Here is a 24437-nt window from a genome sequence, read left to right on the forward strand (position 1 = left end):
ACTTTTTTTCTACACTCAAAAGGCTCTATAATCTCCATGGTGGATTTACCCACTACAGAAATTATAGAGCCGCTTTTTTCATATTACTAGCTGTTTAATTTTTCACTATTTGAATATGTGTATGAATCAAAATTTTGTCTATCTGTTGTGTTCATCGAAAATATGCTATAATTATAGAGAAACTTTGAAATGGAGGAAAGGAATGAAGATTTTAGAGACTGATGTCCGTCATGTGGCAAAGTTATCTAAACTAGCTTTTACTGATGAAGAAACAAAAAACTTTGCAATGACTCTGTCTAAAATTGTTGATATGGTAGAGTTACTAAAAGAAGTTGATACCACTGATGTGCCATCGACCACCACTATGGCCGAGACTAGAAATGTCATGCGTGACGATGTGGCAGAGAAGGGCTGGAATCGTGAAGAGCTCTTCAAAAATGTACCGAGCCACGAGAACAATTTAATCAAGGTTCCAGCTATGCTGGACGGTGGAGGTGACGCTTAATGACCTTTAATCACAAGACAATAGATGACTTACATGATCTCTTGGTCAAGAAAGAAATTTCTGCCCTTGAGTTGACCCAAGCAACCTTTGAAGACATCAAGAGTCGGGAAGAGGCAACAGGTGCCTTTCTCAGTCTCAATGAGGAAAAGGCGCTAGCGGCCGCTCGCCGTCTGGACGAGCAAGGCATTGATGCCACTAACGTCATGGCTGCCATCCCTGTAGCGGTCAAGGACAATATTTCTACCAAGGGAATACTCACGACAGCGGCCTCCAAAATGCTGGAGAATTATGAGCCGATTTTTGATGCCACAGCCGTTGAGAACCTCTATGCTAAGGATATGATTGTCATCGGGAAGACCAATATGGATGAGTTTGCTATGGGAGGGTCTAACGAGAACTCTGCCTTCAAGCCTGCCAAAAACGCTTGGGACCAGACCAAGGTAGCTGGAGGGTCATCTGGTGGTTCCGCGACAGCTGTGGCTTCTGGTCAGGTGCGCTTATCGCTGGGTTCTGATACGGGAGGTTCTATTCGCCAGCCAGCGGCCTTTAATGGAGTGGTCGGTATGAAGCCTTCCTACGGTCGTGTTTCTCGTTATGGTCTGATTGCCTTTGGGTCTTCGCTGGATCAAATTGGGCCATTTGCACCAACGGTCAAGGAAAATGCTCAGTTGCTCAACGTGATTGCTAGTCATGACAAGCGTGATGCCACATCAACAGCTAAGGGACTCAGCGATTTTACAGCCATTATCGGACGAGACATTAAGGGGATGAAAATTGCTCTGCCTAAGGAGTATCTGGGAGAAGGCATTTCACCAGCCATTAAAGAAAATATTCTAACCGCAGCCAAACACTTTGAAAGTCTGGGGGCTATCGTGGAAGAAGTCAGCCTACCTCATAGCAAGTATGGTGTAGCGGTCTACTACATCATCGCCTCCTCTGAGGCTTCCAGCAACCTTCAACGGTTTGATGGCATTCGCTACGGTTATCGCACGCCTGAGGTGACCAACCTTGAGGAGCTTTATGTTAAATCGCGGAGCGAAGGTTTCGGCGAGGAAGTGAAGCGTCGGATTATGCTGGGCACCTTTAGCCTGTCAGCAGGTTACTATGATGCCTACTTCAAAAAGGCTGGACAGGTGCGAACCTTGATTATCCGTGATTTTGAGCAGGTCTTTGCAGACTATGACTTGATTTTGGGACCGACTGCCCCTGATCTGGCTTATGGTTTGGGTACACAAAATCACGACCCTGTGGCCATGTACCTGGCTGATTTGTTAACTATTCCAGTTAACCTGGCAGGTCTGCCAGCCATTTCCATCCCATCAGGTTTTGTGGACGGTTTGCCTGTCGGTCTACAACTGATTGGACCTAAATACAGCGAAGCCCTGATTTACCAAGCGGCTGCAGCCTTTGAAGCAACAACTGACCACCACACCAAACAGCCGGTGATTTTTGGAGGTGATGCCTAATGAATTTTGAAACCATTATTGGATTGGAAGTTCATGTCGAATTGAACACCAATTCCAAGATTTTCTCGCCCTCGTCTGCGCATTTTGGGCAAGAGCCAAATGCCAACACCAACGTGATTGACTGGTCCTTCCCTGGGGTGCTTCCTGTCATGAACAAGGGGGTCATTGATGCAGGGATTAAGGCAGCTCTAGCGCTCAACATGCAGATTCATCAGATTATGCACTTTGACCGTAAGAATTATTTCTACCCTGATAACCCCAAGGCCTACCAAATTTCTCAGTTTGATGAGCCGATTGGCTATAACGGCTGGATTGAGATTGAACTGGAGGACGGCTCAACCAAGAAAATCCGTATCGAGCGTGCCCATCTGGAAGAAGATGCTGGGAAAAATACCCACGGGATAGACGGCTATTCCTATGTTGACCTCAACCGTCAGGGTGTGCCTTTGATTGAGATTGTGTCTGAGGCGGATATGCGTAGCCCTGAGGAGGCCTATGCTTACCTGGCTGCCCTCAAGGAGATTATCCAGTACACGGGCATTTCTGATGTCAAGATGGAAGAAGGCTCCATGCGGGTGGATGCCAACATTTCCCTGCGCCCTTATGGTCAGGAAAAATTCGGCACCAAGACCGAGCTCAAAAACCTCAACTCCTTCAACTTTGTCCGTAAGGGTTTGCAGTTTGAAATTGAACGCCAGGCCAAAGTCCTCCGTTCAGGTGGTGAGATTCGTCAGGAAACCCGCCGTTATGATGAGGCCAGTGGTGAAACTATCCTCATGCGGGTCAAAGAAGGCTCCGCCGACTACCGCTACTTCCCTGAGCCTGACCTGCCGATTTACGAGATTAACGACGCTTGGATTGAGGCTATGCGCAAGGAACTCCCTGAGTTTCCAAACGCTCGCAGGGCTCGCTACATAGCAGAGCTGGGGCTGACCGCCTACGATGCTGGTCAGTTGACAGCGACTAAGGTAACCTCTGATTTCTTTGAACAGGCTGTCGCTATTGGTGGTAATGCTAAGTTGGTCTCCAACTGGCTTCAGAGCGATGTTGCTCAATACCTCAACACTGAGCAAACCACTCTGGATAAGATTGCCTTGACCCCAGACAATTTGGTTGAGATGTTGACCTTAATCGACGATGGCACCATTTCCTCAAAAATCGCCAAAAAAGTCTTCGTCCATCTGGCTAAAAACGGCGGCTCAGCTAAAACCTACGTTGAGCAAGCAGGTTTGGTGCAGATTTCTGACCCAGCCGTCTTGATTCCGATTATTCACGAGGTCTTTGCCCAGCAGGAAAAAGCCGTCGCAGACTTCAAGTCAGGCAAGCGCAACGCCGACAAGGCCTTTACAGGCTTCCTCATGAAAGCTACCAAAGGTCAAGCCAACCCACAAGTGGCTCAAGAACTCTTGGCTCAGGAATTGCAGAAGTTGTTGGATTAGTAAATAAAAAGATTGTAGATTTTCTTATCTTCAATCTTTTTGTTTTTTATCAAGTGAGTTATAAAGCAGAACGCCTTGGGCATTGAGATGATTAATTAAAAAAAGTTAAATTTGACAAGATTTTTAAAGGAGTTTTTCGAATAAATAAGTGAGAGCAATGAGCCTCAAAAAAGTTATTGATAAGGAGATGTCTGATGACAGCATTATCTAAATCTTTTTATAGTTACTTGTTTTCTCTCGAAGAGAAATATCAAAAAACCATTGAAAACCGTTGGGTTTGGATAGTTGTTGGCCTTGTTGTTTTGGCGGCAATTGGGTGGTATGCTTGGTATTGTACAAGTCGTGGTCGAAGTTTTGCATTTAATGTAAAATTTAATTGGCCACGATCAGGTCAAATGGGAGTGGCTTGTAACTAGATTAATTAAAAAGCTCAGGGACGCATAGTCCCTTGAGTTTATTGTGAGGATATCAAATGTTGGAAATAAGAAATCTATCGAAGCGCTTTGGACAAAAACAGGTTATTGATGATTTAAATACCATCTTCCCCTCCAACGGCGTTTATATTATTGTTGGTACAAATGGTTGTGGAAAAACAACCTTTATGAATATGGTAACGAATTTACTCAAGCCAGATTCTGGAACCTTAATCTATGAGGGACATGACGTTGGTACAAGGGAATATAAAAAATCAATTTTCTATATTCCCTCTGATTTCTATTTACCAGAATATTTGACAGCGAATGAGTATCTTCAAATGATGCTTGCCTATTACCCTAAAGCCAGCATGGATCAGGTTGATTTTTTGTTCGATGTGCTTGATTTAGAAGAAAGTCGCTACCAATTACTAGAAACCTTCTCGTTCGGAATGAAGAAAAAAATTCAATTGTTGACAGCTATTGCTGCTGGAACAGACTATGTTTTTGCAGATGAATTATTTGGCGGGTTAGATTTTGATACGGTCATCTTAGTCCAAGAATTGCTAAAAGAATTACAATTAACAAGGGCGTTTGTGCTTGTTTCACATGACCTCAATACACTCCTGTCTTTTCCACGAAATATTTATATTATGAGTTGCGGAAAACTGTCTAAATTTGAAGGAAAAGTCGAAATGATTGCTGAAGCAATTAAAGGTACAGGAGGTTTAGATGCAAAATTACAGAACATTCGCCAACAGTTTTCATCTCATCAAATTATATCTTAGGGATTCTTTACAAGGACTTTTGAGGCAGTCTTTTTTGAAGAACACCAAGAGTCGCTATGCTATTTTATTAGCATCAATGTTAGCTTATTTAGTTTATTTTTATATAAATGTTGTGGAATATTCGAAACTGTCACATATTGGGCAGCAATATAGCTTTGAAGAGCTGAAGACAATTATTTTAGTATCTATTAGTAGCTATAATAATTTGGCCGTCATAGCTGGTCTGTTTATTTTTCTGTTTATAAACACAACCGTTAAACTGACTCCAAGTTCGCTATTTATGTCCAAGGTATTACCATTTCATGAGAAGGAAGTTTATTTATCAGTAAAATGGTTTAAGCTTGGAATGGCTCTATGTTGTTTTGAATTCTTTTTCATTATTTTAATACCAGGGCTCAGTTTATTACGCTCTCCATTAGCTGCGATTTGCTTGTTTTTTTCCACACACTGTTTCTTTTTAAGTTCCTACTTGCTGTCAAATTGGATTTATATCTTGTCCCTTAAATACCTTCCATTATCGGCAAAAAGCAATCACTTGTTGATAACGATAACTTATTTTATCTGTGCGTTAATTTGCTCATTTTCTCTTAGGTTTCAAATTGACAGTTATTTAGCTAAACGCTCATTGTCCCCAGAGATGCTAGCCAGTGCTTCCTTGTTGGTATCTGTAGTGGGCCTAGTCTTACTGTCTGTTCTTGATAGAACACAACTTGATCTTGTTTTCTTAAAGCAATCCTTTCTGAAAGTTCCGCCCTTAGCTTTTTTGAAAAGACGGGTGAAGTGGGCTAGTTTAGCCATTATTCGGACAAAATTTTTCTTGTATAGTCTGTTATTGATCCTGTTCATCGGTTGTTATGCCTGGTTTAGTGATGGTATGGAGTTAGCGGCTCATCATCTTATTAATTTTTGGCCATTTTTGAGTATTGCTTTTGTTTATTATGCTGATTCAACACTGAAACACCGAACGATTTATACTCATTTAGGAATAGAAACTAAAGAGGAAGTTATCACACTAGTCACAGCAATACTGGTCTTTCAATTTCCAACGGCTTTGCTTTCAATTTATCTGAAAATGCCCCCAGTTGCTTTCCTACAAGGAGTGACACTTAGTCTAGCTAGTTTGGTTATTGGATTTTTATTTCCTCGTTCAACAAGCAGTAGCAATGAGATGGTCTCTTTGTTGTTAATTGTTCTTGTTGTGATATTGATGTTATTGATGATTAGCTTTCCTCTATCCTTGCTTCCGATAGCAGGATTGCTACTGATATTATTAATCTATGTGATTAAAAAAGAAACGGAGAATAGATGATGAAAAACTATTTACAACAAGTAGTGTATGCTAGTTTGATTTGGTTAATGGCGTTTATGATGACCTCTGGGATGACTTTATTTCGGCTTTATAACGACACTCAAGAGACTATTATGGGGTTGAGAATTCAAAATATTGATACCCCAGAGACTTTAACAAACTTCTTTTCTGTGACACAACGATTTTATATAGTCTATTTAGCAGTAGTATCTATTTGGTTGGTTGTTTACACCCTGATTCGGTATTTGAAGAAAAAATGATGGCATTATTCTTGACCGTTATCACCACGCTGTGTTTTTCAGTAATTCTGCATGAATTTTTGCATTGGCTAGTTGCTGTCAGCCTGGGGTATCGTCCAATACTCAAATGGATTTTCTTTGCTCCTGCCATTTGCTATCCAAATCAGCAAAATCATTGGCATAATTTATGTATTGCTGGTTTAGCACCTTTGAGTTTAGTGGTTCTTGGGCAATTTATTCCAGCTTATAATTTATTTAGTTTTTTGTTGAAACTATTTTTTCTCGCAAATTTATTTAATTTATTACCGTTTACCAATGATGGTGAAGTTATTTTATTGTCGTTATATCACATTTGGAGGAGAACAAATGAGAAAAAGCTTGATTAGTTTGGTCGTGTTTGTGCTATCATTAGTTGCTGTCACGTTAGTGGCGTTTAAACAGCCAGTAAGTTATGGAGAACGGTATGGAAGTGAGCAGGTGTTTGTTAAGTTGGAAACTTCTGATATTATTCAGAAAATCCAAAGTAAGGAAGCTGGTTTGTACTATTTTGGGTTTGAAACATGTCCATGGTGTAGGGAGTTAAAACCTGTTCTAATGGAAGAGCTTAGTTTATCAAATCAGGTTGCTTATAACATTGATACCAAATCTGAGAATTTTTCCGAGGATGTGAAACAAGTTGTGTCAGATATCTATATTGAACATTTTGATGGTGATAGACTTTATGTTCCCTTTTTAATAGCTATTAATAGCCAGGGAGAGTTCAAAGTACACACCGGAACTGTTGAGGGACATAATGCGAAGCAAGAGAAGATGAGTGATGAGGAAATTGAAAAATTAAGGCAGGATTTGAAAGGTTTAATTAATCATCTGGAGCAATAATGCTCTTTCAAAAATAGAATAAATGATGTTGTAACAATGTGGTTGTTCTAAAAGCAGATATGGGAAAGATCAAGCCAACCCAACCCACAAGTGGCTTAGGAATTGCAGAAGTTGTTGGATTAAACAAGCCCCATAGAACTGGTATAAATATGCTAAGTTAAACGAAAAACTAGAACTGTTTGTATCATAAGTTCTAGTTTTTTTATTTATCCAAAAGCTTCAATAGCAGCAATCAATGTCAATTTGTCGTCGTTAACCAAGTCCCGACCGTAATGGTCCAAAAAAGTATCGCTATATTGGTCTGTTCCCAGGTTATAGTTGAGCGACCAGATGGCCCAGTAGAGGTTGATGTGGCGGTCGGATAGACCAGCCAACCCCAAGTCAATCAGGGCGGTTAAGTTGAGCTGGTCATCAAAGAGGACATTTGGCAGGCAGTAATCCCCATGAATCAGGGCATCAGCCTGCAAGAGGTCTTGCTGCTCTGCCATGAGGGCGTAAGCCTCTTCACGGCAACTAATGCCAAATCGAGTCAGGACGGTCAAGGTAGGCGTGGGCAGGTTGCCCGTCGCCAGCTCTGGTCAGCAGGTAATCGCGGTCGTCAGTAATATAAAGTACGACTTCTACACCCAGTCCTTGCTGGAAGAACCAATCCGCCCACTGGGCTTCACGGGCCAGTGCGTTTGGGGAGTCCACCTTTAAAAAATAGCCTGTACTCAATGCCCAGACAGTGGCAGTTGAGCGAGAACTGCAGTCCTGAACGTTTGCTCCTGCCAGGTAGGGGGCGAGGACTTTGGGGAAATCATGTGGATTTAAGTTGGTCATGGCGGTCTCCTTTTCTGCCATTATACCACGTTTTCCGTGGTATTTACTAGGACAAAGTGGTACAATAAACCTATGATATTACGAGAAAAACAACGCTTTCCCTCGAAAATCAAGCGGATGGGGATTAACGGTGAAGGAATTGGGTTTTACAAGAAAACCTTGGTCTTTGTCAAGGGTGCCCTGAAAGGTGAGGAGGTTTATTGTCAGGTCACACAGGTGCAGAAAAATTCCAGCCCAGAGGCTATGAGGCTTACGACATTCGCCCGACCATCGGCATGGACAAGCCTGTTCACTACCGTGCCAAGTTGCAGTTTCAGACCCGTTCTTTTGGTGGTTCGATCAAGGCGGGACTTTATGCTGAGGGTAGTCACCGCTTGATTGACATCAAGGACTGTCTAGTGCAGGATAAGCTGACGCAGGACATTATCAACAGCACGGTTCAGCTACTGGACAAGCACAAGGTGCCCATCTACAATGAGCGCAAAGTCGCAGGGGTGCGGACGGTCATGGTGCGTCGGGCAGTAGCGACCGATCAGGTTCAGATGATTTTTGTCACCAGCAAGGCGGTCAGACTGACAGGGGTGATTAGGGATTTGACCACCGCCTACCCAGAAATCAAGACCGTAGCAATCAACCTCAACACCAGCAAATCCAGCGAGATTTATGGCGAGCAGACAGAGATTGTCTGGGGACAGGAGACCATTCAGGAAGAGGTGTTGGACTACGGCTTTGCCCTGTCTCCTCGGGCCTTTTACCAGCTCAATCCCCAGCAAACCAATGTCCTCTATGGTGAAGCAGTGAAGGCCTTAGATGTGACGGCGGACGATGACTTGATCGACGCTTACTGTGGGGTTGGGACGATTGGATTTGCCTTTGCGGATAAGGTGAGAAGCGTCTGTGGCATGGACATTGTCCCAGAAGCCATCGCAGATGCTAGGCAAAATGCAGCAGCCATGGGCTTTGACAACACCTACTACGAAGCGGGCAAGGCAGAGGACATCATTCCGAAGTGGTATGCGTCAGGCTACCGTGCCACAGCCCTCGTCGTCGACCCACCGAGAACTGGCTTGGATGACAGGCTTCTTGATACCGTGCTCCGCTATGCCCCTGAAAAAATGGTCTACGTCTCCTGTAATGTCTCGACCTTGGCGCGTGACTTGGTCAAGCTGAGCGAGGTCTACGAGGTCAAGTATATCCAGTCCGTCGATATGTTTCCCCATACTGCACGAACCGAGGCGGTGGTGAAACTGGTTCGCAGGTAGTCCACTCGTTATTCTTGTTTCTTGAGCCCGGGCTTCAACAGTTATTAGGATTGTTGTACTTCTGCATACCACTAGGACTGAGGCGGTGGTGAAACTACAACTAAGGGCTTTTTAAAAATCTATGATTTTAAGCTCTTTTTCAGGTATTTTGCAGTTGTAGATGGTGGTCTTTGAAGACTTTAAAGTCCCCAAAAGGATCTTGATGAGGATATTTTTACCTTGCCTGCCTGTGGAAGACAAGATAATCAAGTGATTAGGTAAATGAGAGAACATAAGTGTTCTCATTTTTTAACTGAGAGAACATTTTATTTCAGCATTTTATACATGTCCTATAGAAAAATAGCACACCAAATTCGAGTTTTTGAAGGGGATTGTCTATATTTTTTTTCGAGTGAGTATCTTATACTGAATATGTCAAGCGAAATAAGTTAGAAAGGAGTTACGAATGGGAACCTCACTTGTCTTCATGTTTTCAGTTTTTGTAGCTGGGATCTTATCTTTCTTTTCTCCCTGCATCTTTCCGCTTTTGCCCGTCTATCTGGGGATTTTGCTGGATGAGAGCAAGGAGCGAACAGTTTCCCTCTTTGGTTTTTCTATTAACTGGTACAGCTTGCTCAAGACCGTAGCCTTTATGGCTGGTTTGTCTTCTGTTTTTCTGTTACTAGGTTTTGGTGCAGCCAGTCTGGGAAGTCTGTTCAACAGCCCAACTTTCAGAGTGGTCATGGGGCTGATCATTATTGTTCTTGGGCTCCACCAGATGGAATGGATTAACATTGCTAGCCTGCAAAAACAGAAACAGCTTCGCTTTAATTTCCAAACTAAAAAAGGTGTCTTGTCAGCATTTTTATTGGGCTTAACCTTTAGCTTTGGCTGGACCCCTTGTGTTGGCCCTGTGCTAGGCTCTGTTCTAGGATTGGCTGCTTCAGGCGGAGGCAGTTCGGTACAAGGGGGGCTTTTGCTTCTGGTTTATACACTGGGTTTGTCTTTGCCATTTCTACTCATCACTTTGTCAAGCTCTGCCCTTGTCAAACAGTTTAATAAACTAAAACCACACATGGTCACCATGAAAAAGGTCGGTGGAGCCTTGATTATCCTAATGGGAATTATCCTCGTTTTAGGAAAGGTCGATGCCATTACTGCATTTTTCGAAACAATTTTTAACTAACTATTTTACATAAAGGAGTACACATATCATGAAAAAATTACAAACAGTCGCTATCTTACTTGCTTGCGGTACTTTCTTAGCAGCTTGCTCACCCCAGCCTAAATCTGATAATAAAAAGACAGACGAGTCCTCTATGATGGAGAAAAAGGACAAGATGTCCGACGACAAAATGAAAAACGACAACATGTCAGATGATAACATGAAAGACGACAAGATGTCAGATGACAAGATGTCTGATGACAAAATGTCTGATGACAAAATGTCCGATGACAACATGAAAGATGATAAGATGTCAGACGATAAAATGTCCGATGACAAGATGGAAGACGACAAGATGTCAGATGGAGAAAAGAATTAAGGGAGGACGTTTATGAAAAAACTCCAACTACTGACAATCGCTTTAGCTTGTACAGGCTTGTTAGCAGCCTGCTCTACGCAAATAAAAACAGATAATCAAAAGGCAGAAACAGCTAAAATGGCAGACAAACAAGATGATCAACAGATGAATGATGGCAAAGAAGCGTCCGATTTTAGTTTGATGGGTGTGGATGGAAAAACCTATACTTTGTCAGATTTTAAGGGGAAAAAAGTTTATCTCAAGTTTTGGGCATCATGGTGTCCTATCTGCTTAGCTGGATTAGAAGAAGTCGATGGCTTAGCTAAGGATGCACCGGCAGACACGGTCATTCTCTCAGTTGTTTCTCCTAATAAAAAAGGCGAACAATCAGAAGAAGAGTTTAAGAAATGGTACAAAGAACTTGGTCACAAGAACTTGCCAGTCCTCTTAGATCCAAGTGGAAAACTGATTGAAGAATACGGTGTTCGTGTCTATCCGACCTCGGCGTTCATTGGGAGCGATGGTGTTGTTGCAAAGGTGATGCCTGGTCATATGGAGAAAACAGAAATTGTTCAAACGCTTGAAACGATTAAATAATAAAGAAATGGAGGTCAGTGTATGCAACCTCAACTGAAATCATTTTTAGTAGGAGTGACTATTTTAGGGCTCATTGTCTTATCGGCTTTTATCTTTCTGAAGGTGGGGTCAAAGACCGATAGTGAGAAGATGAGTACAGCTCCAACTGCCAAGCAAATAAGTACAGAACGTCAATTAAAGGATACGTCTAAGGTGGCTCCTGAAAATCTAAAGGAAATTTATCTGGCAGGAGGGTGCTTTTGGGGAGTGGAAGCCTACTTTGAACGGGTAGATGGAGTGGTAGATGTCACGGTTGGCTATGCTAACGGTAAGAGTGATACCACCAACTATAAGTTAATTGGTCAGACAGGGCATGCAGAGACTGTTCACATTCAGTACGACAAGAGTGAAATCACTTTGCGTGACTTGCTCCTGCATTACTTCCGTATCATTGATCCAACAAGCAAAAATAAGCAAGGCAATGATGTCGGAAGTCAATACCGAACAGGTATCTACTATACAGATAAAGAGGATGCGCCGATCATCAAACAGGCCTTAAACGAACTAAGTCAGAAATTTGACAAGCCTATCGTGGTTGAGAATGTACCACTTGATCACTATGTCTTAGCAGAAGACTATCATCAAGATTACCTCAAGAAAAATCCAAATGGCTACTGTCATATCAATGTCAATGATGCGGTTTACCCTGTCATCGATGAAAGTAAATATAAAAAGCCAAGTGATGAAGAAATTAAGGAAAAATTAACCAAGGAAGAGTACGATGTCACCCAAAACAATGCTACAGAGAGAGCCTTCTCCAATCGTTATTGGGATCAGTTTGAAGATGGTATTTATGTGGATGTTGTGACAGGAGAACCCCTCTTTTCTTCCAAGGATAAGTTTGAATCAGGCTGTGGTTGGCCAAGTTTCTCTCGACCTATTAGCCCAGATGTCGCTCGTTATAAAGAAGATACAAGCTACAATATGACACGGACGGAAGTACGGAGTCGCGTTGGGGATTCCCACCTAGGGCATGTCTTTACAGATGGACCAGAAGATAAGGGAGGTCTTCGCTACTGTATCAATAGCTTATCGATTAGATTTATCCCGAAAGCAGAGATGGAAGCTAAAGGATATGGTTACCTCCTAGCCTATGTCTAGTCTTTCTGTTATAATAAGGACAAAGCGAACAAAAGAAGGTGAAGATCATTTATTCTATACTGATAGTAGAAGACGAATACCTTGTTCGACAAGGTATTTGTTCTTTGATTGATTTTAAAAAATTTCAAATTGACCGTGTCGCTGAGGCAGAAGATGGCCGCAAGGCTTGGGAACTCTTCCAAGACCAGCCATTTGATATCGTCTTGACAGACATCAATATGCCCAAAATGAACGGAATTCAATTAGCGCAATTGATTAAAGAAGAGCGCCCAGCCTGTCATCTTGTTTTTTTGACAGGCTATGATGAGTTTGACTATGCTCTTTCTGCACTCAAGCTAGGCGCAGATGACTATCTACTCAAGCCCTTTAGTAAGGCAGATGTGGAAGGCATTTTATCAAAAATCCAAGATAAGCTAGATCAAGATGTAAAAAAAGAAAAGCTGGAAAAGTACATCAGGCAAGAAGACTATTCGGACTTGCAGAAAAAGATTCGCGACCATTTAGGTGACAGCGATTTTTCGCTCAAGCATCTGGCAGATGACCTAGGCTTTAGCCCCAATTATCTTAGCGTCCTCATCAAGAAGGACGTGGGGATGAGTTTTCAGGATTATCTCAACCAAGAACGAATGCGGCAAGCGAAATTCTTATTGTTGACAACCGATTTAAAAATTTATGAAATTGCTGAAAAAGTTGGCTTTTGGGATATCAATTATTTCTCTCAACGCTTCAAGCAGACAGTTGGTGTGACACCGCGACAATTTCGGAAAGGAGAAGGTGAATGAGAAAACATTCCTTGGCAGTGCAATTATTTCTCTATAGTTTTTTAGTGATGATGGCTCTCCTTGGGGTGGTCGGAACCTTCTATTACCAGACGAGTTCTACTGAAATTGGGCATCTGATCGAGCAGAAAACGCGCGATAGTTTGCAGCAGAGTGGCTCATTCATTACTTCCTATCTGAACAAGCTAAAGCAGACAACCAATAGTTTGGCAGGGAATCGGTTACTGAAAGAGTATATTGCTCATCCTGATGAAGATCACAAAGAGGCGTTGCTCTTTTTGATGAATAGCTTGCTTATGGGAGATGTTGATTTGGTCTCTGCCGTCTTAGTGACCAAAGAAGGTCAGGTGGTTTCGACAGATAGCCAGCTCACCATGAAAACTTCTAGTGATATGATGGCGGAATCTTGGTATCAAGCAGCCATTGACCAGAAAGCCATGCCTGTTTTGACCCCTGCTCATAAGGAATCTCTGACCCAAAAGGGAGAACAATGGGTTATTTCGATTACACGAGAGATTGAGGACAGCGAGGGCAACAATAAGGGGGTACTACGACTGGATATTGACTATAGTAGGTTAGAAAACTATTTGGACCAGCTAACATTAGGCGATACAGGTTTCGCTTTTATTGTCAATTCTCAGAAAGAGTTTGTCTATCATCCAAAAAAAGAAGTCTATTCCTCTAAGGAGGAGATGGATGCGATGCAGCCATACTTGGTGGTGGAAAATGGCTATACCTCTTCAAAAAAAGAATTCGTCTATCAGATTGAAATTCCAGACAGCCAGTGGACCTTGGTTGGGGTATCGTCTCTTGATGAACTTCACATGGTTCGTCATCAAATCCTATACGCCTTTTTGGGAGCAGGCTTGGTTGCCCTCTTGATTTCTGGCTTGGGTTCAGCTTTGGTCATTCGTATCTGGTTAAAACCGATTCGTGACTTGCAGGAGGTTATTTTGGCAGTCGGGCAGGGGCAGTCACACCTGCGTGCCAAGGAAGTGGGAACGGCTGAACTGTTAGATTTGTCGCGCTATTTCAATAAAATGCTGGATCAAATTGACGCTCTCATGGCTTCTGTCAAGCAACAAGAGCAGGATATTCGGGAGTATGAGCTGGTGGCATTAGCCAGTCAAATCAACCCTCATTTCCTCTACAATACGCTAGATACAATTGTTTGGATGACGGAATTCAATGACCGCAAGCGCGTGGTGGAAATTACCAAGGCATTGGCAAAATATTTTCGCATAGCTCTCAATAATGGCAATGAGCAAATTTGTCTTAAGGATGAGATGGAACATGTCCGTCAGTATCTCTTTATTCAAAAGCAGCGCTATGGCCATAAGCTCAACTATGAACTCCATGAATTGTCAGCCTATGCAGACTATCAAGTACCCAAGTTAATTTTACAGCCGATTGTCGAAAATGCCATTTACCATGGTATCAAGGAAGTCGAGCGTGATGGGCTGATTGAAGTTACTGTTAGTGAAACAGCAGAGCACCTACGCATTGACATTCGTGATAACGGTAAAGGGATGGATAGTCAAAATAAGGCAACGGGGACAACAAAAACCGTCCATCAAGGCGGAGTTGGTCTTAAAAATGTCGATCAGCGCCTAGCTCTGCAATTTGGCAAGGACTACCACATGGAAATTACCTCTGAAAAAGACCACTTTACACAGGTTAGCCTCTTTTTGCCCAAGCGAGTCAAAGAACTGTAATTTTTAAATGTTCAGCATGCTCTTTCTTTCCAATCATGTTCTAAAGGATAGAAAAAAGATCGAATTGAAATTTTAGAAGCTCTTCCTTTTACGTCCTGATTTTTAAGTTCAGGCTGAGATAAAAATGTCACTATCGCCATTTAATCAAGGCTCGGTGGTTGAGGGGTTCAGGACGGGAAAACCTGAGAAGGGCACAGCAACTCACCCCTATGCGGAGGTGGGAGTGAATCGTCTGGTAGACTATCTCCCCATCTCATCCACCATTACAGCGGCTAACAGAGCTCTCTGCACCTTCTTAGAAAGTGTCTTCAAGTGACGTGAGTTGTCGCAGTTACTGAACATGGGCGTCAGGAAAATTAAGTTGTCCTTCCTTAGCTGGGGATTGGTAGCTGATGACTCAACGTCTGATCGACAAGGAACGCCAAAAAGAGTCACATGACATCGGAAAAAAACTGGACATTGGACTTGCGATGACGTTGACGATACTGGTATCCATCTTGATGGTTGTAGATCTTATCCACAGGTCATCTGTTTACTTTCTGAAATTCAGGCTTGTGACAAAAGATATTTCTTTGAAACGAGGTATCAAAAAGATAATCACAAATTCACAAAAAATACTTGCTAAACGAATCTAGACATGCTATAATAAGTTTACGGGAGTCTGTGAACAGGCTGAGAGGCAACTGGTAGTTGCGACCGCACCTGATCTGGGTCATGCCAGCGTAGGGAAGAAATCACTTGGATTTTTTGCGTGTTCAAACTAACCTCCCGTATCATGGATATAGGAGGTTTTTTGTGTGTTAAATGCCAGTATCGCCCTGCAAATCCTACCCCTGGGGACACATGAACGCTTGGCGACGATTGATCGGGTGATTGTCTATCTCAAGAGCCGTCACCCAGATGTGGTTGTGACGCCCTTTGAGACGGTCATCGAGAGAGACTATGAGGAGTTGATGGTGACCCTCAAAGGAGCGATTGAACTAGCTGGTAAGGACTGTGACAATGTCTTTGCCAATGTGAAAATCAATTATGGAAGGATTTTAAGTATTGCAGAAAAAATCGACCAGTATATTTGACCGCTGGGTAAGTTTTTTGACCATCATCGGTCTCTTGGTGGTCTGGCAACTAGCGGGTGAGCTGGGCTGGCTTCCCAAGTTTATCTTGCCGACACCCCTTCAGATCCTGCAAGCCTTTGTGCGAAACAGTGACCAGCTGATGTTTCACACCAAGGTGACCTTGCTGGAAGCGGTGGTGGGCTTGAGTTATGGGGTGGTCATCGCCTGCTTGCTGACCCTTGTCATGGATGCCTTTCCCCTTTTTCACAAGGCCATTTATCCGCTTTTGGTCATCACCCAGACCGTGCCAACCATTGCGCTTGCACCGATATTGGTGCTGTGGCTGGGCTATGGCATGGCGCCCAAGATTGTCCTGATTGTCCTGACCACGACCTTTCCTATCGTGGTGGCGATTTTGGATGGCTTTCGCCAAGCAGATGAGGATACCATCCAGCTGCTGAGGCTGATGAATGCCAGTAAGTGGCAGATTCTCTGGCATGTGAAAATCCCGACCAGCCTTAGTTATTTTTATGCGGGCTTGCGGGTCAGCGTGTCTTATGCCTTTATCGCAGCGGTCGTGTCTGAGTGGTTGGGTGGCTTTGAGGGGCTGGGGGTCTACATGATTCGGACCAAAAAGCTTTTTCAGTACGATACCATGTTTGCGATTATCCTCTTGACCTCTCTGGTCAGCCTTGGCTCTATGCAGCTGGTTAAGTGGAGCGAAAAATACCTTATGAAATGGAAATACATTGGAGAAAAGAAATGAAAAAACTGCTTACTGCCCTTGTGGGCTTTATCGGAACCCTCTGTTTAGTGGCTTGCTCGTCTGGGAATGAGGCTGCTCAGTCGGACCTCAAGAAGGTAGATTTTATCCTCGACTGGATACCCAACACCAATCACACAGGTCTCTATGTAGCTAAGGAGCTCGGCTATTTCGACGAAGTCGGTATCGACCTCGACATCAAGCTGCCGCCAGAAGACAGCTCGTCTGACCTTATCATTAACAATAAGGCGCCGTTTGGCATTTACTTCCAAGACAGCATGGCCAATAAGCTGTCCAAAGGTGCTCCGATAACGGCTGTTGCTGCCATCATCGAGCACAACACTTCTGGTGTCATCTCAACAAAAAAAGCAGGTGCTGCAGAGCCCAAAGACATGGTTGGCAAGAAGTATGGCACATGGAATGACCCGATTGAGCTGGCCATGATTGAGACGCTTTTGAAGAAGCAGGGGGCGGATGTCAAGTCCGTGGAGCTAGTGCCAAACACCGACAGCAATTCCATCACAGCTATGGAAAATGGCGTTTTTGACATGGCCTGGATTTTCTACGCCTGGGACGGTGTCTTGGCAGAAAGTCAAGGGGTTCAGACTAACTTCTTCTACCTGAAAGACTATGCCGCAGAGCTGGACTACTATACGCCTGTCATCATCGCCAACAATGATTATCTGGAGAAACATCCAGAGGAAGCCAAAAAAGTCCTTTCTGCCATCAAAAAAGGCTATCAATATGCCATGGACAACCCAGAAGAAGCTGCTAAAATCCTCATCAAGCATGTCCCAGAATTGGAAGGGCAAGAAGACTTTATCATCGCTTCCCAAGAGTATTTGGCTGGTCAATACGCAACCGACAAAAGCAAGTGGGGCTACATCTCGCCTGACCGCTGGAATGCCTTCTACAGCTGGGTCAATGACAACAAGCTGACCGAAACCCCGCTCAAGGCTGACCAAGGCTTCAGCAACGACTACCTCGACTGATGAGTATGCTAAACGTAACAGGCGTCTCCCACGCCTACGGTAAGCAAGCAGTGCTGGCAGACATTGACTTGACGGTCGAACGAGGAGAGATTGTTGCTCTCATCGGCACTAGCGGTGTTGGCAAGACCACTCTTTTTAACCTGATTGCAGGGATTGAAGCTCTACAAAAGGGGGAGATAAGAATCGATGGGAGCAGGGATTTTGTCGGCAAGGTCAGCTACATGCTTCAAAAAGACCTGCTCCTAGAGCACAAGACGGTTCTGAAAAATGTCGCCCTGCCTCTCATTATCAAAGGCGTCAAAAAAGCAGAAGCCTACGATGAAGCCAGACAACTCTTGGAGCGGTTTGGTCTACTGAACTACCAAGACCGCTACCCGCAGGAATTGAGCGGTGGTATGCGACAGCGGGTGGCGCTGCTTCGCACCTACCTCTTCAAGCACAAGCTTTTCTTGTTGGACGAGGCGTTTTCTGCCCTTGATGCCCTGACCAAGCGGGAGCTTCATGGTTGGTATCTGGACACCCAGCGTGAGCTGGGGCTGTCGACCCTCCTTATCACCCACGACATTGATGAAGCTCTGACGCTCAGCGACCGCATCTATGTCCTACGTCCTCGTCCCGGTCGGGTCATGGCAGAGCTGACCATCGAGCGAGACGACGGACAGCTACCAGCTGATAGACACTTGGCTTACAAAGAGCAAATTTTGCAGGTCTTGGGATTTGACAGATGAACCAATTCTATGATTGCCACACGCATGTCGCGTCTTTGGAGGATTTGAAATTTTATCAGACATACGGCATCACTCCCTGCCTTAATGTATCTAGTCTGGCAGAATATGAGACGATCACACAGTGGCAGGCTGATTTGGCAAATCAGTCTGGTCATCTGCTACCAGTTGTCCTCAGTGTTGGCTGCCATCCTTGGCGAGCTGACCGATTTGAGCAAGATTTTGAGAACCAGTACGAAGAACTGATCAAACAAGCAACGCTAGTGGGTGAGATTGGGCTCGATAGGGTCTGGACTGATTTACCATTGTCTGTGCAGGAGCGCCGCTTCTTGCAGTCTCTTGAGTTGGCGGTTAAGCATCAGAAACCCCTCCTCCTTCATACCAAGGGTTGTGAAGGTGACCTCCTCAGTCTCTTACAAGGGATTGACGTTCCTATCATTCTGCATTGGTACAGTTGTAGAGCCTATGTGGTAGATTATCTGGCCTTGGGGGCTTATTTTACCATCGGGCCTGCGATCTTAACAGACCCTGTCGTTCAGGCGTTGGTGCGTGAAGTAGCACTGGAGAGGCTGTTGTTAGAGAGCGATGGCAGAGTGGCACTTGACTGGCTGGTTGCTAAACAGCTGTCTTATCAGGAAATGAGAGATTTGATTGTGGCTACCGTTGAGACCATAGCCAGACTAAAACAGCTCTCTGTCGTTCAGGTACAAAGGCAGCTCGCCCAAAACGCCTATCAGCTCTTGATGACTTAATCTATGACCACCTTGTCAAAGCAATCTTTGGCAAGGTTTTTTATCATGTGCTATCATTTGGCGACGACAAGAGGATAAATTATGGTAAAATAGGAATACTAAACACGATAAGAACCGCAGAGAGGAGAATGCGATGTCAGATTTATTTCGACAGTTGATGAGCCAGATTGCCCTGCCTGATGAGGTGATGGCGACATCGGTTTTTCAGACTGGGCAGATTGCCAGCGTTCAGGTGCATAGCCAGAGCCGTCGCTGGGATTTTAGTCTTCGGTTTGACCAGTTGCTGCCTGTGGCGCATTACCGCACCCTGCGTCAACTGCTGGAGACAACCTTTGCTCAAGCAGACATTGGGGTATCTTTAGAGATTTTGGTCAATGAGCCGAGCTTCTCAGCAGCTGTTTTGGAGGCTTATTATCGCGAGGCTTTTGCTTTTTCTCCCTGTAATCATGCTAGCTTTCGCGCAGCCTTTGCACAGTTAGCTGTCCGCCATGAGGACGACCAGCTGGTGATTGAAACCCCTGAGTTTCTGTCGCTAGCACATTTTCAGGACAAGCATCTGCCCAATCTTGTTCAGCAGTTGGAAGACTTTGGCTTTCCAAAATTGACTGTTCGCCTTGAGCCCTGTGCTAAGACCACAGAAGCACTGGTCAGCTCCTTTGAGACCAGCCGTGAGGAGCTAATCAACCAAGCTGCTAGCTCTGCTATTGCCGCCCAAAAATCCCTAGAAGCTAGCGTGCCTCTGCCTGAAGAAGTCAAGCCTGCCTTTGACTTTAAGGAGCGCGCCAAGACCCGTCAAGCAGGCTTTGAAAAAGCAGAGATCACGCCCATGATTGAGGCGTTGGAGATGGAGGGCGAGCGCCCTGTCTTTGAAGGGGTGGTCTTTGATGTGGAGAAGAAAACCACACGAACCGGTCGCCACATCATCAATTTCAAGATGACCGACTACACCTCCAGTTTTGCCCTGCAAAAATGGGCTAAGGACGATGAGGAACTCAAAAAATACGATATGGTAACAAAAGGGGCCTGGCTCCGTGTCCGCGGGCAAATCGAGAACAACCCCTACACCCGTAGCCTGACCATGAATGTGCAAGATGTCCAAACCATCGTCCATCATGAGCGCAAGGACTTAATGCCAGAGGGGGAGAAGCGGGTCGAGTTCCACGCTCACACCAACATGTCCACCATGGATGCCCTACCAACTGTTGAGGACTTGATTGCGACTGCTGCCAAGTGGGGGCACAAGGCGATTGCCATCACCGACCACGGTAATGTACAGAGTTTCCCCCACGGCTACCATGCTGGCCGTAAAAACGGCATCAAGGTCATCTACGGTCTCGAAGCCAATATCGTTGAGGACAAGGTGCCCATCACCTATAATGACGCTGATGTTGACCTCCACGAAGCGACCTATGTCGTTTTTGACGTGGAGACGACAGGACTATCTGCCGTTCACAATAAATTGATCCAAATCGCAGCTTCCAAGATGTACAAGGGTAATATCGTTGAACAGTTTGACGAGTTCATTGATCCTGGTCATCCCTTGTCTGCCTTTACCACTGAGCTGACGGGGATTACTGACAACCACATTCGAGGGGCTAAGCCGATTGAGCAGGTCTTAGCTGAGTTTCAGGCCTTCTGTGAGGGCTCTGTCATCGTCGCCCACAATGCCACCTTTGACGTGGGCTTTATGGATGCCAACTACGAACGTTACGGTTTCCCACTCATCAGCCAGCCAGTGATTGACACGCTGGAATTTGCCCGTAATCTCTACCCAGACTACAAGCGTCACGGTTTAGCAGCTTTGACCAAACGGTTTGGGGTGTCTCTGGAACATCACCACATGGCCAACTACGATGCCGAGGCGACAGGACGGTTGCTCTTTATCTTCCTAGCGGAGGTCAGAGAAAAGCATGGCTTGACTAATCTCCTTGAGCTCAATACCAAGCTGGTGGCAGAGGATTCCTACAAGAAAGCTAAGGTCAAGCATGCCACGGTCTACGTGACCAACCAAGTCGGGCTGAAAAATATCTTTAAGCTCGTCAGTTTATCCAACGTCAAGTATTTTGATGGCGTAGCGCGGATTCCTAGGACGGTTTTGGATGAGCACCGCGAGGGGCTGATACTGGGCACGGCTTGCTCGGAAGGCGAGGTCTTTGACACCCTGCTCTCCCAAGGGAAGGAGGCTACCCTCAAGGTTGCTGGCTATTACGACTTTATCGAGGTGATGCCACCTGCGCTTTACGCCCCCTTGGTTGCCAAGGATAATATCAAGGATATGGCAGCGGTTGAGGAGCTGATCCGAGACCTGATTGACATCGGTCGTCAGTTGGACAAGCCAGTCCTTGCGACAGGTAACGTTCATTACCTCGAACCTGAACACGAGATTTACCGTGAAATCATCGTCCGCAGTCTGGGGCAGGGGGCTCAGATTAACTGGACGATTGGTCGTGGTGAGAATGCCCAGCCTGCTCCCCTGCCTAAGGCTCATTTCCGCACCACCAACGAGATGTTGGACGAGTTTGCCTTTTTGGGCAATGAGCTGGCGCGGGAGATTGTTATCACCGCTCCAAACGCCTTGTTAGATCGATTTGAAGAGGTCGAAGTGGTTAAAAAAGACCTCTATACCCCTTACATCGAAAAGGCTGAGGAGACCGTTGCTGAGTTGACTTATCAAAAGGCCTTTGAAATTTATGGCAATCCCCTGCCAGATATTATTGATTTACGGATTGAAAAGGAGCTAACCTCCATTCTAGGTAACGGTTTTGCCGTGATTTATCTGGCCTCCCAGATGTTGGTGAACCGCTCCAACGAGCGAGGCTATCTGGTCGGATCGCGGGGCTCGGTTGGATCAAGTTTTGTCGCCACCATGATTGGCATCACCGAGGTCAACCCCATGCCGCCCCACTATGTTTGCCCGAACTGTCAGAAGTCTGAATTTATCACCGACGGTTCTTACGGATCAGGCTATGACTTGCCCAATAAGGACTGTCCAGATTGTGGCACTCGGTATAAGAAGGATGGTCAGGATATTCCCTTTGAAACCTTCCTTGGGTTTGATGGCGACAAGGTGCCTGATATTGATTTGAACTTCTCAGGAGATGATCAGCCGTCTGCCCACAACGACGTGCGGGATATTTTTGGTGACGATTATGCCTTTCGTGCAGGAACAGTGGGTACGGTAGCGGATAAGACGGCCTACGGCTTTGTCCGTGGATATGAGCGCGACTATGGCAAATTTTACCCTGAAGCTGAGGTTGATCGCCTGTCCAAAGGGGCAGCTGGAGTCAAACGAACGACAGGTCAGCACCCTGGAGGTATCGTTGTTATCCCAGACTACATGGATGTCTATGACTTTACCCCTGTGCAGTACCCAGCTGATGATGTCACGGCTAGCTGGAAAACCACTCACTTCAACTTCCACGATATTGATGAGAACGTGCTCAAGCTCGATGTGCTGGGGCACGATGACCCGACCATGGTGCGTAAACTCCAAGACCTGTCAGGGATTGACCCTAAGGATATTCCTGCTGACGACCCAGGGGTTATGGCCCTCTTTTCTGGGACGGAGATTTTGGGAGTAACCCCAGAGCAGATTGGGACAGCGACAGGGATGCTTGGCATTCCAGAGTTTGGGACAAACTTTGTTCGAGGGATGGTGGATGAGACCCATCCAACCACCTTTGCTGAGCTGCTCCAGCTATCTGGTCTTTCCCATGGAACGGACGTTTGGCTGGGTAATGCCCAAGACTTGATTAAGGAGGGCATTGCTACCCTAAAAACCGTTATCGGTTGTCGGGACGACATCATGGTTTACCTCATGCACGCCGGACTTGAGCCCAAGATGGCCTTTAACATCATGGAGCGGGTACGTAAAGGAGCTTGGCTGAAAATTTCTGAGGAGGAGCGCAACGGTTATATCCAAGCCATGCGTGATAACAATGTGCCTGACTGGTACATCGAATCCTGTGGAAAAATCAAGTATATGTTCCCTAAAGCTCACGCAGCAGCCTATGTGCTCATGGCGCTCCGAGTGGCCTATTTCAAGGTGCATCACCCGCTTTATTACTACTGTGCTTATTTCTCCATCCGTGCCAAGGCTTTTGAACTTAAGACCATGTCAGGTGGCCTCGAAGCTGTCAAGGCGCGCATGGCGGATATTCAAGAAAAGAAGAAAAATAATGAGGCCAGCAATGTAGAAAATGACCTGTTCACCACCTTGGAGCTGGTTAATGAAATGCTGGAGCGCGGCTTTACTTTTGGCAAACTCGATCTTTATAAGAGCGATGCCATCGAGTTCCAGATTGAAGGAGATATCTTAATTCCGCCATTTGTCGCCCTTGAGGGCCTGGGGGAGAACGTTGCTAAACAGCTGGTTGCGGCGCGTGCCGAAGGGGAATTTCTCTCCAAAACTGAACTCCGTAAACGCGGTGGTTTATCATCAACGCTGGTGGATAAGATGACTGAGATGGGGATTCTGTCAGGTTTGCCAGAGGATAACCAGCTTAGTCTGTTTGATGATTTACTTTAAAAAAGAAGGATACGAATGAAAAAGAAAAATATACTTGTTGAGTTCTAAAAGGCATTGGAGTGGTGATCTTATCAACACTTTTATGGGTTCTCATCTTTTCCTTTGCCTCACCTGTAGAGTCAGAGACAGTTGTCGAACCCTTTCCGGGATTCTTTGTTGGTGCAGGTCTTGTGACCAGCTTAATCTGGCATATGGTGTCACAATATAACCAAATTCGGCGCACCGAGCAAGCAGCAAAAGCTAGTAAAATCCATATTAAGATCATCGAAGAACGTAACGAAGCTTTGTTAGATAAGGCCAATCGCTTTGTTGATAAGCATCAAGGTCTTGAAAAAGAAACCATTCTTGATTTGAATAAATCAGTTTCTAAAGTCCGTAGGTCTGAAGAAAAAACGGTGATGAAATCCAGTAAAGTGGAGACGTCTGAAGAGTTTGGACAATTTTTACGAGGCATGCCAGAACTTTTGGCCAACAAAAATGTGGAACGACTCTTGCAGGAAATTTTTGAGACAGAGAACAATCTTGCCCAGTGGAAACTCTCTTATAACTACCAAGTAGAGGAGTATAACACAGCTATTCATCAGTTTCCAATTAGTCTCATTACTAAGCTGGTTGGCTTGAAGGATATGGAATTTTACAAGGAAAAACCAGTAGCCGATTTTACAGATGAAATGCTAGGGATTTAAACTATCTGGCTCTTTGTCAACTGTAGTGGGTTGACCCACTTAACACCGAGAGAGGACAGTTCTTGTCTTCTCTCGTTTTAT

General features: G+C 44.9%; 23 protein-coding genes, 2 pseudogenes and 1 riboswitch. Of the genes and pseudogenes, 24 read left to right on the top strand and 1 reads right to left on the bottom strand.

Features of this window, described 5'->3' with window-relative positions; all coding sequences use genetic code 11:
* Nucleotides 1-202 precede the first annotated feature (202 nt).
* The 9 genes from gatC (at nt 203) to ACERC8_RS07570 (ending at nt 7038) form a co-directional block, all read left to right on the top strand.
* Nucleotides 203-505, top strand: a complete 303-nt coding sequence (gene gatC, locus ACERC8_RS07530; protein WP_373659278.1) for an Asp-tRNA(Asn)/Glu-tRNA(Gln) amidotransferase subunit GatC — start codon at nt 203-205, stop codon at nt 503-505.
* Nucleotides 505-1971 carry an Asp-tRNA(Asn)/Glu-tRNA(Gln) amidotransferase subunit GatA gene (gene gatA, locus ACERC8_RS07535; RefSeq protein ID WP_373659279.1) on the top strand — a complete coding sequence of 489 codons (1467 nt, stop codon included), beginning with the start codon at nt 505-507 and terminating at the stop codon, nt 1969-1971. The genes gatC and gatA overlap by 1 nt, the downstream gene beginning before the upstream one ends.
* A complete protein-coding gene (gatB, locus tag ACERC8_RS07540; RefSeq protein ID WP_373659280.1) occupies nt 1971-3410 on the top strand; it encodes an Asp-tRNA(Asn)/Glu-tRNA(Gln) amidotransferase subunit GatB in 1440 nt (479 codons plus the stop codon). Before gatA ends, gatB begins: the two co-directional genes overlap by 1 nt.
* A gap of 194 nt (nt 3411-3604) precedes the next feature.
* Nucleotides 3605-3826 (top strand): hypothetical protein, encoded by a 222-nt coding sequence (locus ACERC8_RS07545; RefSeq protein WP_373659281.1) that lies wholly within the window; start codon nt 3605-3607, stop codon nt 3824-3826.
* Nucleotides 3827-3882: 56 nt separating this feature from the next.
* A complete protein-coding gene (locus tag ACERC8_RS07550; protein ID WP_373659282.1) occupies nt 3883-4611 on the top strand; it encodes an ATP-binding cassette domain-containing protein in 729 nt (242 codons plus the stop codon).
* Nucleotides 4556-5920: a hypothetical protein gene (locus tag ACERC8_RS07555; RefSeq protein ID WP_373659283.1), complete on the top strand. Its 1365-nt coding sequence runs from the start codon at nt 4556-4558 to the stop codon at nt 5918-5920. Before ACERC8_RS07550 ends, ACERC8_RS07555 begins: the two co-directional genes overlap by 56 nt.
* The gene (locus ACERC8_RS07560) at nt 5917-6180 is read left to right on the top strand and encodes a hypothetical protein (protein ID WP_373659284.1); all 264 of its coding nucleotides are present in this window, start codon (nt 5917-5919) and stop codon (nt 6178-6180) included. The genes ACERC8_RS07555 and ACERC8_RS07560 overlap by 4 nt, the downstream gene beginning before the upstream one ends.
* Entirely contained in the window at nt 6177-6545 is a 369-nt protein-coding gene (locus ACERC8_RS07565; RefSeq protein WP_373659285.1) for a hypothetical protein, read from the top strand. Before ACERC8_RS07560 ends, ACERC8_RS07565 begins: the two co-directional genes overlap by 4 nt.
* On the top strand, nt 6526-7038 hold the full coding sequence (locus ACERC8_RS07570; RefSeq protein ID WP_373659286.1) for a transporter accessory protein: 513 nt from the start codon (nt 6526-6528) through the stop codon (nt 7036-7038). The genes ACERC8_RS07565 and ACERC8_RS07570 overlap by 20 nt, the downstream gene beginning before the upstream one ends.
* A gap of 206 nt (nt 7039-7244) precedes the next feature.
* Here the strand turns inward: ACERC8_RS07570 and ACERC8_RS07575 are convergent.
* A pseudogene (locus tag ACERC8_RS07575) lies at nt 7245-7884 on the bottom strand (phosphotransferase).
* A 48-nt stretch (nt 7885-7932) separates the two neighbouring features.
* Between ACERC8_RS07575 and rlmD the strand changes: the two are divergent.
* The 15 genes and pseudogenes from rlmD (at nt 7933) to ACERC8_RS07650 (ending at nt 24356) form a co-directional block, all read left to right on the top strand.
* Nucleotides 7933-9122: pseudogene (gene rlmD / locus ACERC8_RS07580) on the top strand (23S rRNA (uracil(1939)-C(5))-methyltransferase RlmD).
* A gap of 445 nt (nt 9123-9567) precedes the next feature.
* Nucleotides 9568-10287, top strand: coding sequence for a thiol-disulfide oxidoreductase-associated membrane protein CcdA2 (ccdA2, locus tag ACERC8_RS07585; RefSeq protein WP_373659287.1), 720 nt, complete (start codon nt 9568-9570; stop codon nt 10285-10287).
* A gap of 28 nt (nt 10288-10315) precedes the next feature.
* Nucleotides 10316-10645, top strand: a complete 330-nt coding sequence (locus ACERC8_RS07590; protein ID WP_373659288.1) for a hypothetical protein — start codon at nt 10316-10318, stop codon at nt 10643-10645.
* A 12-nt stretch (nt 10646-10657) separates the two neighbouring features.
* Nucleotides 10658-11221, top strand: a complete 564-nt coding sequence (locus tag ACERC8_RS07595) for a redoxin family protein (protein ID WP_373659289.1) — start codon at nt 10658-10660, stop codon at nt 11219-11221.
* A gap of 21 nt (nt 11222-11242) precedes the next feature.
* Nucleotides 11243-12361, top strand: a complete 1119-nt coding sequence (msrB, locus tag ACERC8_RS07600; protein WP_373659290.1) for a peptide-methionine (R)-S-oxide reductase MsrB — start codon at nt 11243-11245, stop codon at nt 12359-12361.
* Nucleotides 12362-12408: 47 nt separating this feature from the next.
* On the top strand, nt 12409-13143 hold the full coding sequence (locus tag ACERC8_RS07605) for a response regulator (protein WP_373659300.1): 735 nt from the start codon (nt 12409-12411) through the stop codon (nt 13141-13143).
* Complete coding sequence (locus tag ACERC8_RS07610) at nt 13140-14855, top strand: sensor histidine kinase (protein WP_373659291.1); 1716 nt, start codon at nt 13140-13142, stop codon at nt 14853-14855. The genes ACERC8_RS07605 and ACERC8_RS07610 overlap by 4 nt, the downstream gene beginning before the upstream one ends.
* Before the next feature lie 124 nt (nt 14856-14979).
* A complete protein-coding gene (locus tag ACERC8_RS07615) occupies nt 14980-15171 on the top strand; it encodes a hypothetical protein (protein WP_373659292.1) in 192 nt (63 codons plus the stop codon).
* Between the two features lie 327 nt (nt 15172-15498).
* A riboswitch (TPP riboswitch) is annotated at nt 15499-15601 on the top strand.
* A 51-nt stretch (nt 15602-15652) separates the two neighbouring features.
* Nucleotides 15653-15931, top strand: a complete 279-nt coding sequence (locus tag ACERC8_RS07620) for an MTH1187 family thiamine-binding protein (RefSeq protein WP_373659293.1) — start codon at nt 15653-15655, stop codon at nt 15929-15931.
* On the top strand, nt 15903-16676 hold the full coding sequence (locus ACERC8_RS07625) for an ABC transporter permease (protein ID WP_373659294.1): 774 nt from the start codon (nt 15903-15905) through the stop codon (nt 16674-16676). Before ACERC8_RS07620 ends, ACERC8_RS07625 begins: the two co-directional genes overlap by 29 nt.
* On the top strand, nt 16673-17665 hold the full coding sequence (locus tag ACERC8_RS07630) for an ABC transporter substrate-binding protein (protein WP_373659295.1): 993 nt from the start codon (nt 16673-16675) through the stop codon (nt 17663-17665). Before ACERC8_RS07625 ends, ACERC8_RS07630 begins: the two co-directional genes overlap by 4 nt.
* Entirely contained in the window at nt 17665-18393 is a 729-nt protein-coding gene (locus ACERC8_RS07635) for an ABC transporter ATP-binding protein (RefSeq protein ID WP_373659296.1), read from the top strand. The genes ACERC8_RS07630 and ACERC8_RS07635 overlap by 1 nt, the downstream gene beginning before the upstream one ends.
* On the top strand, nt 18390-19142 hold the full coding sequence (locus tag ACERC8_RS07640; RefSeq protein WP_373659297.1) for a TatD family hydrolase: 753 nt from the start codon (nt 18390-18392) through the stop codon (nt 19140-19142). Before ACERC8_RS07635 ends, ACERC8_RS07640 begins: the two co-directional genes overlap by 4 nt.
* Nucleotides 19143-19275: 133 nt before the next feature.
* Nucleotides 19276-23670 carry a PolC-type DNA polymerase III gene (locus ACERC8_RS07645; RefSeq protein ID WP_373659298.1) on the top strand — a complete coding sequence of 1465 codons (4395 nt, stop codon included), beginning with the start codon at nt 19276-19278 and terminating at the stop codon, nt 23668-23670.
* A 59-nt stretch (nt 23671-23729) separates the two neighbouring features.
* Entirely contained in the window at nt 23730-24356 is a 627-nt protein-coding gene (locus ACERC8_RS07650; protein ID WP_373659299.1) for a LemA family protein, read from the top strand.
* The last annotated feature ends 81 nt before the right edge of the window (nt 24357-24437 follow it).

The organism is Streptococcus sp. E29BA (assembly GCF_041807805.1).
GTDB classification, from domain to species: domain Bacteria; phylum Bacillota; class Bacilli; order Lactobacillales; family Streptococcaceae; genus Streptococcus; species Streptococcus entericus.